Genomic DNA, 12435 nt, shown 5'->3' with positions numbered 1-12435 from the left:
GGCGCCTACCGCCGGCTTGAAACCGCCTTGAAAAGAGGCGGGTCGTACCGATCCGATCATGGATCCGGAACCGGCAAATCACAGGGAGGATACAATGGCAGACAAGAGTGGAAACACACCCCGTTGCGCGGTGCTTGTGGGTCCCTATCTGAGCGGCAAGACCTCGCTTTTCGAGGCGCTGCTTCTGGCGACGGGGACCCTGCACAAGAAGGGCGTGGTCAGGGACGGTTCGACCGTCGGAGATAGTGCCGAAGAGTCCCGCAAACGTCAGGCGAGTACGGAACTCACCCTCGGGCGGGGCCGGTTTCTGGATGAGGACTGGATCTTCATCGATACGCCCGGCGGTCTCGATTTTAATCAGGACATGCGCAATGCCTGCATGGTTGCCGATATCGCGATTGTGGTGGCCGACCCGGAAATCGGCAAGGCGGCGGCCCTTACCCCTTATCTCAAGTTCCTCGACGCCCACGACATTCCGCATGTGATTTTCGTCAACAAGATCGAGGACTCGAACGATCGCATGCGCGACATCATGCATTCCTTGCAGGATGTTTCCGACCGGCCTGTGGCACTGCGCCAGGTACCGATCCGCGACAGTGGCGATGCGGTGACCGGCTATGTCGATCTGGTGAGCGAACGGGCCTACCAGTACCAGAACGGCAAGCCCTCAAAGCTTGTGCAGATCCCTGACGCGGTAACAGACCGGGAGAAGGAAGCCCGGAACGAGATGCTGGAGACCCTGTCGGACTTCGACGACGCGCTGCTGGAGCAACTGCTTGAGGATGTCGAGCCGGCCGCGCCGGATGTCTATGGCCAGCTGACCGAGACGCTTCAGGGCGATCTGGTGGTTCCGGTTCTGCTCGGCGGGGCGGAAAAGGATCATGGCGTGCAGCGGTTGCTCAAGACCCTGCGCCATGAGACGCCGGGCGTTGCGGCGACGGCTGAGCGCCTCGGTATCAGCGCGGTGGATACTGCGGTCTGTCAGGTATTCAAGACGGTGCATGCGGCCCATATGGGCAAGCTCTCCTATGTCCGGGTCTGGCACGGCACGGTGAAGGACGGAGAGGAGTTGAACGGCCAGCGGGTCAGCGGCATCAACCATGTGACCGGCGCGAAAATGGAGAAATGCAGCTCTGCGTCTGTAGGGGATGTTGTTTCTTTCGGCCGGATGGACGAAATCCTGACGGGCGATTTGCTGACTCCGGGCGGCGCCGCCGCGCTGGATTGGCCCGCACCGCTCACTCCGGTTTACGGTCTTGCCATCACGCCGACCAATCGCGGCGATGAGGTGAAGCTTTCCGGCGCGCTTGCCAAGCTGGCGGAGGAGGACCCCTCTTTTCGGGTCGAACACAATGCCGCGCTTGGCGAGTTGGTGATCCGGGGGCAGGGCGATACGCACCTGCGGGTGATGATCGAACGGCTGGAGAGCCGGTTCAAACTGCATGTCGAGGCCCGCGAGCCCGGTGTGCCCTACAAGGAATCGATCCGGAAGAGCGCGGAGCAGCACGCGCGCCACAAGAAGCAGACCGGTGGTCACGGCCAGTTCGGTGACGTGAAGATCAAGATCGAGCCGCTTGGCCGGGGTGAGGGCTTCGCCTTCAGGAACAGTATCGTCGGAGGCTCGGTGCCCAAGCAGTACATTCCCTCGGTTGAGGAGGGGGTGAAGGATTTCATGCGGCGCGGCCCGCTCGGCTTCGAGGTCGTCGATGTGGCGGTGGAGCTTTGTGACGGCTCGGCCCACGCGGTAGACAGCTCCGACATGGCTTTCAAGACGGCGGCGCGCATGGCCATGAACGAAGGTCTCCCCAAGTGCAAGCCGGTGTTGCTGGAGCCGATCCAGAAAGTGGTGATCTCCGTGCCGAACGATGCGACGGCGCGGGTGCAGCGGATAATCTCCGGACGGCGCGGTCAGATCCTCGGCTTCAAGGCCAAGGAAGACTGGAGCGGCTGGGACGAGGTCGAGGCCTATCTGCCGGAGAGCGAGACCAGGGACCTGATCATCGAGATCCGCTCCCACACTGGGGGGATCGGTTTCTATGACGGCGCGTTCGACCATCTGGCGGAACTGACCGGCCGGATCGCCGATCAGGTTGTGGAAGGCAGAACTGCCGTAGCGACGGGGTGACCTAGAGCATTTAATGAAGGCGTCCGACCGGCTTTCCACTGGCCGGGCGCCTCATTCCATGATCTTTTTCCCCTCCTGGCTTCTTGGCCTGATTCCTTGGGGAGGGAACTCAGTCTCATGCTTCCGAATGGCAGCACTTACGCCGCGATCCGCGACGCCTTCGAATGGCGTATTCCGGAGCGCTACAATATCGGCCGCGATATCGCGGACCGGCAGAAAGCGGGCGCTCTGGCGCTTATCTACCGGACCGAGGACGGCACGGTCGCCCACTACAGTTTCGGCGATGTCGCGAAATCCTCCGGCAAGTTTGCGAATGTACTGACGGCCAGTGGTCTCAAGCGCGGGGAAAGGGTGGCGATCTTGCTGCCGCAGCGCCCCGAAACCGCTTTTGCCCATACGGCAATCTACAAGGCCGGAATGATCGCGGTGCCGCTCTTTGCGCTCTTTGCCGAGGAGGCGCTGGTCTACCGGCTGGTCAATTCCGGCGCGTCCGCTGTGGTCACTGACGAGCTTGGGTTGGCGAAGATCCGGACCTTCCGGGATCAGGTGCCCGCGCTGCGCCATATCTTTGTCACCGACGTGGCGGCGGACGGCGATGATTTCACGGCGTTCACGCCCGCGCTGGAGCGGGCTTCGGACGGCTTCGAAATCGTCGATACCAAAGCGGACGATCCAGCCCTCATTATCTACACCTCCGGCACGACCGGGCCGCCTAAAGGCGCGCTTCATGCGCACCGGGTCCTGCTTGGACATTTGCCGGGTGTGGAGTTTCCGAACCGGCTGTTTCCGAAACCGGGGGATCTGTACTGGACCCCGGCAGACTGGGCCTGGATCGGCGGGTTGATCGACGTGTTGTTGCCGGCCTGGCATCACGGTGTTCCGGTGCTGGCTTACAGGGCCCGCAAGTTCGATCCGGAAGAGGCTTTCTGGCTGATGCAGGAGCACGGTGTGCGGAACAGTTTCCTGCCTCCGACCGCGCTGAAGCTGATGCGCCAGGTGGAGAGTCCGCGCGACAGGTACAGCTACGATATGCGCTCGGTGGTTTCTGGCGGTGAGACGCTTGGCGCGGAGCTGCTGGACTGGGGGCGGGAGACTTTCGGGCTCACCATCAACGAGTTCTACGGCCAGACGGAGTGCAATGTCGTGGTCGGGAACTGCGCCGATGTGATGGAAGTCCGTCCGGGGGCGATGGGCCGGGCCATTCCGGGGCACGATGTTGCTATTGTCGACGATGACGGAAACCCTCTGCCGGACGGAATCCAGGGCAATGTCGGTATCGCGAAAGGCGATCCCGTGATGTTCCTGCAGTACTGGAACAATCCCGAAGCGACGGAGAAGAAATTCGCCGGCGACTGGCTGCTGACCGGCGATCAGGCTGTGCGCGATGCCGATGGCTATTTCTGGTATGTCGGCCGCGACGATGACGTCATCACCTCGGCGGGTTATCGGATCGGCCCGGGTGAAATCGAGGATTGTCTGGTTGGTCACCCGGCGGTGGCAATGGCGGCGGTGATCGGTGTGCCGGATCCATTGCGCACACAGGCCGTGAAGGCGTTTATCGTTCTGAAGAGTGGCTGCGTTGGCGACGATGTGCTGGCCAAGGATATCCAAGACTATGTGAAGACCCGTCTCGCAGCGCATGAATATCCCCGCCATGTCGCATTTGTCGACTCGCTGCCAATGACCACCACGGGCAAGATCGTCCGCAAGGATCTCCGTGCCCTGCACGATGCGGAGCGTGAGGGAGAGTGATCGAAACGGAGCGGTTGATCCTCCGTCGCTGGCGCGCGGCAGATCGCGCGCCTTTTGCGTCGCTGAATGCCTCGGCCGAAGTTTGCGCGTTCTTGCCGAAGCAGCTCACTCGGGAAGAGTCGGATGCACTGGCGGACCGGATCGAGCTTCATTTCGAGGAGCGCGGGTTCGGTCTCTTTGCAGTGGAGCGGAAAGACAAGAGCGCCTTTATTGGATTCACCGGCCTCTCCGTGCCGCGCTTCGAGGCGCCTTTCATGCCGGCGGTCGAGATCGGCTGGCGGTTGGATCACGCCCAATGGGGGCAGGGCTTTGCCACGGAAGCTGCACGGGGAGCACTGGCCCATGGCTTTGGGCAGCTTGGCCTGGAGGAAATCGTGTCCTTCACCGTGCCGATGAATATCCGGTCGAGGGCCGTCATGGAAAAGATCGGCATGCACCATGATCCCGCGAATGATTTTGACCATCCGATGCTGGAGCCCGGTGACCCGCTCCGGCGGCACGTGCTTTACCGGATCAAACGGGAAGAGCTGGCATGACGCTCCGCTATATCGGCCCCGAGGATGTCGCCGGTCGCCTGTCCTGGCGGGCTATCGTCGATGCGCTGGACGCCGGTCACCGGTTGCCGCGCGCCCGGATTGGCGATCAGTTGCTTGAAAGAGACGGCGAAGCGCTGCTGACGCGCTGCGCTTGGGTCGACGGGCTCGGCATGGGGGTGAAATCCGCCAGCGTGATGCCGGGGAACACGGCGGCGGGATTGCCAACCGTGCAGGCGGCGATGCTGGTCTTCGCGGACGGCACCGGAACACCTGAAGCGGTGCTCGACGGCACCATGGTGACAGACTGGAAGACGGCGGCGGATTCCGTTCTCGGCGCCCGTTACCTCGCCCGTCCGGACAGCCGAAAACTGGTCATTATCGGTGCGGGGACGGTCGCGGGTACGTTGGCTCGGGCCTATGCGGAATTGTTCCCGGGGCTGGAGCGGATCGAGATCCACAATCGCTCCCAGCAACGTGCTGACGATCTCTGCGAGCAATTGCGCCGGGACGGCTTGCCTGTCATCCGGGTTGATAGCCTGCCTGCCGCTGTGGGCGATGCCGATATCGTCGCGACGGCGACCATGTCCCGCGCTCCGGTTCTGATGGGGGAGTGGGTATCGCCCGGAGCTCATGTCGATCTGGTCGGAGGGTTCACGCCGGAGATGCGGGAGGCCGACGATGCGCTGATCGTCAGGGCGCGCCTGTTCGTGGACTGCCGGGAGACCACAGTCGCGGATGTTGGCGATCTTGCCATCCCGATCGCTGCGGGGCTGATCGGGCCGGCGGATGTCCGGGCCGACCTCTACGATCTGGCTTCCGGCGCCAAAGGCCGGACCGGCGATGCGGAGATAACCCTATTCAAGAACGGCGGCGGAGCGCATCTCGACCTGATGACAGCACGGGCCATAATGCAACTCACCGGTGTCTGAAAGGCTCTTGTCCGCGATCCGGGCTTTATACTTCTTCGCGGCGTGGCCCAAAGCTGAGTAGAATGCGCGTTCCTGATATCCAGGATGAACGTTTCAGCAGGGAAACCGGATCATGACCGTGACCGTCGATTATTTTATGACCACTTCCAGCCCGTGGAGCTATCTCGGCGCCCGGCGGTTCATGGCGATGACCCAGAAGGTCGGCGCCGAGGTGAATGTCTATGCGGTCGATTTCGGACAGATCTTTTCGCAGTCCGGCGGTTTGCCGCTGCCGAAGCGGGCGCCGCAGCGGCGGGCCTACCGGCTTGTCGAACTTGCCCGCTGGAAGCGGCACCTCGGCTTGCCCATCGTTATCGAGCCGGAGAATTTCCCGGCAAAAACACCCCTGTCGGCTCACCTGGTGACCGCCGCCCGACTTGCCGGTGGCGATGCCTTGTTGTTGTCGACGCTGATTCTGGAAAGCCTCTGGGAGCAGGACCGCTCGATCGACGATGAAGGCGTTCTGGCGGAATGCTGCCAGAAGGCCGGTCTGGATGGCGCGTCGTTGATCAAGGCCGCCAAGAGCGAAGAGACCAAGGCCGCATTTGCGGAGGATACCGAACTGGCCCTCCATCGCGGCGTCTTCGGTGCTCCGTCCTTTATCATCGATGAGGAACTGTTCTGGGGGCAGGACCGGCTCGATTTTGTCGCCGAGAAACTCGGCGCTGATTGACCGTCCGTATATCCGGCAGGGGTGAATGTGGTGAGGCGGGGGCGCTCGCGTAACGGCAATCATTCTTCTCAGGCATTATTACGTATACGTTGTTGCTTGGCTCTTTGAGCCTCCTCCCTTACGGTTGCCCGTGCAAAGAGCTTTTGCTTCGGCTGACGCGAAACGGCGTTTGTCGCGGATAGGGCTCCAAAGAACGGCCGAATTAAATCGGGCCGGATATAACAGGGAGGACTAGAATGAAACGCGGAATCGCGATTCTGAGCGCTGCCATGCTTGTTGCTTTGACGGGCGTGGCCGAAGCGAAAACAATGAAAGTACAGGCAAGTTCGAAAGCGGGCGATTGGGCGCACCGCTTCATGACTGATACCTGGGCGCCGAAGCTCGGCGAGATGACCAGTGGTTCGGTCAAGATCGAGGTGTTGCCGACGAAGGCGGTTGTTCCCCATCGCGAGACGATCGATGCGGTGGCGAACGGGATCCTCGACGGCGACCTGAATGCCGTTAGCTATTTCTCCGGTCGTGACCCGGCCTTCGCGGTGATCGGCGATCTGATCGCTGGATACGATACCGTCGACCAGGTCCGCACCTTCTGCATGCATGGTGGCGGCAAGGAAATCCTTCAGAAACTTTACGACAAGTACACCAAGGGCAAAGTCCATGTCGTTGGCTGTGGCCCCTATGCCAAGGAAGCTTTCGTTTCCACCATTCCGATCAAGACCGTTGCCGATATGAAGGGCGTGAAAGTCCGTTCTCCGGAAGGCCTTGCCGCGGAAGTATTCAAGCGTGCCGGCGCAGCTCCTGTGTCGCTGCCATTCTCCGAAGTCTACACGGCGCTCGAGAAAGGTGTGATCGACGCTGCTGATGCGTCTGCCCACGTCAACAACAACGCCTCCGGTATGTACAAGGTGGCGAAGTTCCCGATCTATCCGGGTATCCACTCCATGGCTGTCCTTCAGTTTATTGTGAACAAGAAGGTTTGGGACAAGCTCGGCAAGGAAGGCCAGACGGCGCTCGAAGTCTGGTATTCGGCCGCTTACGACGCCATGCGGCGTGAAGCCGATCTGCAGGACCGTGCCATTGCGGCCGAGCAGCGGGCTGGTGGCGAAATCACGGTGATCGATTGGTCGAAAGAAGAACGCGCCAAGTTCCGTGAGATTGCTGTCGGTGCCTGGCACGATTTTGCTGCCAAGTCTCCGTTGGCGAAGGAAGCTCTGGACGCACATCTCGCTTACATGCGTAGCGTCGGTCTTCTGAAGGAATAGAGAAATCTCCTCTTGAAACCGCCGCGCCCTGACGGGTGCGGCGGCTCCTTCCTTTTCTTTCCCAGTTTTTCTGACGACCAACGGAGCGCACGCACGATGGCCGGACATACTGAATTAATGGTCGGGGCACCGGTTGCCGCGACATTCAGCCGCTCTGTGGACCATGTCAGCAGGTTCCTCGGTCTGGCAGTAAGCAATCTCTATTTGCTGGCGGCGGCCTGCACCTTGTGGGAAGTGATCGCCCGCTACGTTTTCAACAGCCCCACCCAATGGGTCTTTGAAGTCGTGATGGTCCTGTGCGCCTCCTCATGGATGCTCTCGGCCGGCTTCGTGACACTCCGCAAACGACATATCGGAATCACGGTTTTCTACCTGATGGCGTCCGACCGGGTCCGTTGGTGGCTCGATCTGTTCGCAATGGTGGTCGGCGTCTTCGCTCTCTACATGCTGGTATCGGACACTCTGATCCGCGCGCTCGAGAGTATCGATCTGACGGAGCGCGGCGGGACGGCCTGGAATTCGCCGTTGCCGATGGTCCTGAAGACCGTATTGGTCAGCGGACTGTTCCTCTATCTCATGCAGTTGCTGGTCAATCTGAGGCGCCATTTCAGGACCCGCCCTCTTCAGATAGCCGTTTTGGCCGTCATGGCGCTGATCTGCCTTCGTCTGTTGCTGCAAATCTTTGGTCATTACGGCGGTACCGAGAGCCTCTGGTATGGTTTCGAAGAGACGCTAGCCGAGAATGGCAGCGCCTTCGTGGATCACTTCAATGTCGACCGAGATGAGGTCGGGATCGCGACGATCTCGCTGCTGATTGTTGCCGCGCTGCTCGCGTTGATGATGACAGGAATGCCGTTGGGCATTGTGACCCTGATCATCTCCGTCGTTTGTGCGCTGATGTTCTACGGCACCACCGGCATGTATCTGGTCTCGACCAACGCTATGGACCTGCTGGAAAAATATCCGCTGGTGGCCGTGCCGTTCTTCGTTCTGATGGCCTCTATTCTGGAACGATCGGGTATTGCACAGGATCTGTTCGATGCCATGTCGATCTTCGCCGGCGGACTGCGCGGCGGCGTCGCACTCCAGACCACAATCGTGGCTGTGATTTTGGCCGCCATGTCCGGTGTGATGGGAGGCGAGATCGTGATGCTGGGGCTGGTGGCTCTGCCGCAGATGCTGCGTCTCGGCTACGACCGCAAGCTGACGATCGGCCTGATCTGCGCGGCCGGTGCCCTGGCGACCCTGATACCGCCCTCAATCGTCATGATCGTTTACGGCCTGAGCGCCAATGTCGGCATCGGCGACCTGTTCTCGGCGGGTTTCGTCCCGGGGCTCATGCTTGCCGCATTCTACGTGACCTATGTCCTGGTCCGCTGCAACCTCAATCATGACTTGGCGCCGACTGCTGCCGAGATTGCTGCGAAAACCGGTGAGGAGACCAAGCTCGGTCGCCATCAGATCTGGGCAGTTGTCTTGTGTATTCTGCTGATTTTCTGTGTCATGGGCTCGATATATGGCGGCATCACCAGTGTGACGGAGGCGGCCGCAGTCGGTGTCTTCGGAGCGATCGTCGTCGCCGCGGTCCGTTTTCAGTTCAGTTACTCTCTGATCCGGGATTGCCTTGCCAATACGATGTCGGTGGTCGGGACGATCATCTGGCTGATCCTCGGTGCGGTCGCGTTTGTCGGTCTCTATAACCTGATCGGCGGTGCAGATTTCATGCGGGACCTGATCAAGGGGGCCGGTCTGGGGGCTTTCGGCACGATCTTCGTGATGATGGCGATCCTGGTCATCCTTGGCACCTTCATGGAGTGGATTGCGATCATCTTCATCACCGTGCCGGTCTTTGCACCGGTGGTGCGGGACCTGGCGCCCGAACTTGGTATGGAGCCGGAATGGGCCGCGGTCTGGTTCGGGATCCTGTTCGTCATGAACATCCAGATCTATTTCCTCAGTCCGCCATTCGGGCCCGCCTGCTTCTGGTTGAAGTCGGTTGCTCCGCGTGACGTCACGCTGCAGGAAATCTTTGTCAGTGTCATTCCGTTCATCTGTTTGCAGATCGTCGGCATGCTCCTGGTGATGTTCTTCCCGCAGATCGCTCTGTGGATGCCACAGTTGCTGAATTGATCGGAGATATCCCATGTCGTTGTATGATCAGCACGAAGATGACGAAGACGCTATCGCCGGGTCCTATGGGATATCGCCGACTGTGATCGGTGTCCTGATCGGCATTGCTCTTATCGTCTTCATGTTTGCGGTTGCCGACGGATTTTCCTGATCCCTGGCAATCGAGCCCGTCAATCTGGAGCGAACCGGATTCCACGATCCGTCTTTCCGTGCTTTTGTGAGGAAAGACGGATGGAGGGAGACGATGCAGTCAGTCACTATGAGTTTGGAAGAGGCGCACGTGCTTGCGGCGCGGTGCCTCACCCAGCATGGAGCGGATGAGGAAAACGCGCGCGCGGTCGCTGATATCGTCGCGGCGGCGGAGCGTGACCTTTGCCATTCCCATGGGTTGTTCCGGATTCCCGGCTATGTCGCCTCGCTGAAGAGCGGCAAGGCGAATGGCAAGGCACGGCCGACTGTCAGCGATCTCGCGCCCTCCGTGGTCCGGGTGGCGGGCGATGGCGGGTTTGCGCCATTGGCATTGGAGGTAGGCCGGCCCGCATTGGTGGAGCGGGCGAAGAGCAATGGCATCGCAGCACTGGCGCTGAACGATATCTATCATTTTGCGGCCCTCTGGCCTGAGACGGAGGCGCTGGCCGATCAGGGGCTGGTCGCATTCGCTTTCACAGCAGCCTTCCCGTATGTCGTCGCGCCGGGCGGCCGGACGCCGATCTTTGGGACCAACCCGATGGCGTTTGCCTGGCCACGGCCCGGCAAGCACCCGATGGTCTTCGATCAGGCATCCTCGACCATGGCGCGGGGGGAGATTATGATCGCCGCCCGGGACGGTCATTCCGTTCCCTACGGCGCCGGGATCGACAGCAACGGCAGGGACACGACCGACCCCAAGGCAATCCTCGATGGCGGCGCGCAGCTTGCCTTCGGCGGCTACAAGGGTGCGGCGCTGGCCATGATGGTAGAGTTGCTGGTGGGCGCCCTGATCGGGGACAAGCTCAGTTTCGAGGCCGAGGCGGCGGATAACGGCGATGGCGGCCCGCCTGCCGGCGGCGAGTTGATTATCGCGCTCGACCCGGCCCGGTTCGGGGATGGTGCGGGATTCGCAGCCCACGCTGATCTGCTGTTCGAGCGGATGTTGTCGGATGATGGTGTGCGGTTGCCTGGCGACCGGCGGCGCAAAGCCCGGTCGAAGACGGCCAGGGAGGGCATCCGGGTTCCGCAGAGCCTGTTCCGCACCCTTACGGAGTTGGTTGGTCCCTGAGCGCAGTCGGGTTTGGTGGGAAAACGTGCTCCGGATAAAAATGGACCGGGTCGCGTGTTGACGCGCCCGGGCCAAGTCGAACAGGGCGGAGGCTTGATCTAGCCCTGAAGGCATTTGGAGTTCGTCATCATAACGTATGCGGGCGAGTGTTCAATAATAAATTCGTCTCATCCGTTATTGTTGCCAAGCATTCCGCGTGACCGGCGACGGGAGCTATGGCAATAGGAATATCTTGGATCTGCAGAACCGTGAGAGGAGCAGCCGTTATGGTGTCACGAGGGTTATTTGCAGCGGCCACCGTTGCCGCAACAATGTTTGGCGGGGTGGTCAGCGCCGAAGAGAAGGTTCTGAACGTTTATAACTGGAGCGATTACATCGCCGAGGACACGATCCAGAAATTCGAGGCGGAGACGGGTATCAAGGTCAATTACGACGTTTTCGACAGTAACGAGATCGTCGAAGCCAAGTTGCTGACCGGATCGACCGGATACGATGTGGTTGTGCCGACGGCCAACTTCCTCGAGCGCCAGATCAAGGCCGGCATTTTCCAGAAGCTCGATCCGGCGAAATTGCCGAACCTGAAGAACATGGATCCGGTGATCAGCGCGCGCGTGGCTTTGCACGACCCGGACAATGCGCACGCGGTCACCTATATGTGGGGCACGACCGGCTTCGGGTACAATGTGAAGGCCATCAAGCAACGGCTCGGTGAAATGCCGGCGGATACCTGGAGCTTGTTCTTCGATCCCGCTGTCGTCGCGAAGCTCGCCGATTGCGGTGTCAGCCTGCTGGATGCACCTACCGACGTAATGGCGACCGCGCTTAAATATCTCGGTCTCGATCCGAACAGCGAATCTCCGGACGATCTGGCCAAGGCAGAAGAACTGCTCGCCAAGGTTCGGCCACACATCCGGTATTTCCATTCCTCTCAATATATCGACGACCTGGCGAACGGCGAGACCTGCCTCGCCATGGGATATTCCGGAGACATCCTGCAGGCATCGGATCGGGCAGCGGAAGCCAATCAGGGCGTCGAGGTGCAGTACGTCATCCCGAAGGAAGGGGCGGTCGTCTGGTTCGACATGCTGGCCATCCCGGCGGATGCGCCGCATCCGGAAAATGCTCACGCCTTCATCGATTTCGTGATGCAGCCGCAGATCGCGGCGGATATCTCGAATTACGTACTCTATGCCAACGCGAACCAGGCCTCGCTGCCGATGGTCGACGAGGAAGTCCGGACCAACCCGTCGATCTATCCGACGGACGAGATCAAAAAGAACCTGTTCCCGACCCTGGCCCGTTCGGCCCGGTACGACAGGCTGCTGAAGCGCAGCTGGACGAAGCTTAAGGCAGGCCAGTAGGGCATGGCCTGGGTCCAGCATTAGCTGGGCTTGAAGACGGTATGTGCGGGCGTCAGGGGGCTATCCTGACGCCCGCATTTTTTGCGCCCGGATTTGAGGGGCAGGAGCACCTCACTGCGGGACTCGCTGAGCTGATTGTCTGGTGACGCAGGGGCTGCCAAAGGGGCGGCTCGGTCGGTGTTCGGTTGTCTGGTTGGCGTGTTTGGCGGTTTTCCTAGGTTTTCATGAGAAATTTCTTAGAACGTCATTTTTTTTTAAATAAGTGTTTGACGGTTTGTGAGGGAGGGTCGTATAAGGCGCCTCCCGTCGGGGAGCGGACCACTGAGTGGGGCGCGACGGCGGGGGTCGAAGTCTCTGGAATGATTAGAGA

At 60.6% G+C, this 12435-nt stretch carries 10 protein-coding genes; all 10 read left to right on the top strand.

Translation table 11 applies throughout. The annotated features are described in order from the left end of the window. Positions 1-94 precede the first annotated feature (94 nt). Complete coding sequence (locus VOI22_RS19095) at positions 95-2125, top strand: elongation factor G (RefSeq protein ID WP_323798035.1); 2031 nt, start codon at positions 95-97, stop codon at positions 2123-2125. Positions 2126-2242: 117 nt separating this feature from the next. Then, complete coding sequence (locus VOI22_RS19090; protein WP_323798034.1) at positions 2243-3877, top strand: acyl-CoA synthetase; 1635 nt, start codon at positions 2243-2245, stop codon at positions 3875-3877. Beyond that, positions 3874-4413 (top strand): GNAT family N-acetyltransferase, encoded by a 540-nt coding sequence (locus VOI22_RS19085; protein ID WP_323798032.1) that lies wholly within the window; start codon positions 3874-3876, stop codon positions 4411-4413. The genes VOI22_RS19090 and VOI22_RS19085 overlap by 4 nt, the downstream gene beginning before the upstream one ends. Continuing rightward, positions 4410-5342 (top strand): ornithine cyclodeaminase family protein, encoded by a 933-nt coding sequence (locus tag VOI22_RS19080; RefSeq protein WP_323798031.1) that lies wholly within the window; start codon positions 4410-4412, stop codon positions 5340-5342. The genes VOI22_RS19085 and VOI22_RS19080 overlap by 4 nt, the downstream gene beginning before the upstream one ends. A 112-nt stretch (positions 5343-5454) precedes the next feature. Further along, positions 5455-6054, top strand: a complete 600-nt coding sequence (locus tag VOI22_RS19075; RefSeq protein WP_323798030.1) for a 2-hydroxychromene-2-carboxylate isomerase — start codon at positions 5455-5457, stop codon at positions 6052-6054. A 236-nt stretch (positions 6055-6290) separates the two neighbouring features. Further along, positions 6291-7316, top strand: coding sequence for a TRAP transporter substrate-binding protein (locus tag VOI22_RS19070; RefSeq protein ID WP_323798029.1), 1026 nt, complete (start codon positions 6291-6293; stop codon positions 7314-7316). A 96-nt stretch (positions 7317-7412) separates the two neighbouring features. Beyond that, a complete protein-coding gene (locus tag VOI22_RS19065; protein ID WP_323798028.1) occupies positions 7413-9446 on the top strand; it encodes a TRAP transporter large permease subunit in 2034 nt (677 codons plus the stop codon). 13 nt (positions 9447-9459) lie between these two features. Beyond that, the gene (locus VOI22_RS19060; protein ID WP_156901376.1) at positions 9460-9597 is read left to right on the top strand and encodes a hypothetical protein; all 138 of its coding nucleotides are present in this window, start codon (positions 9460-9462) and stop codon (positions 9595-9597) included. Positions 9598-9690: 93 nt separating this feature from the next. After that, on the top strand, positions 9691-10704 hold the full coding sequence (locus tag VOI22_RS19055) for an Ldh family oxidoreductase (RefSeq protein WP_323798027.1): 1014 nt from the start codon (positions 9691-9693) through the stop codon (positions 10702-10704). A gap of 266 nt (positions 10705-10970) precedes the next feature. Then, positions 10971-12065, top strand: coding sequence for a polyamine ABC transporter substrate-binding protein (locus tag VOI22_RS19050; protein WP_323798026.1), 1095 nt, complete (start codon positions 10971-10973; stop codon positions 12063-12065). Positions 12066-12435 lie beyond the last annotated feature (370 nt).

This window comes from Nisaea sp. (genome assembly GCF_034670185.1).
In the GTDB taxonomy this organism is placed as follows: domain Bacteria; phylum Pseudomonadota; class Alphaproteobacteria; order Thalassobaculales; family Thalassobaculaceae; genus Nisaea.
The sequence above is the reverse complement of the archived record's forward strand: the minus strand, read 5'-3'. Positions and strand labels throughout refer to the sequence as shown.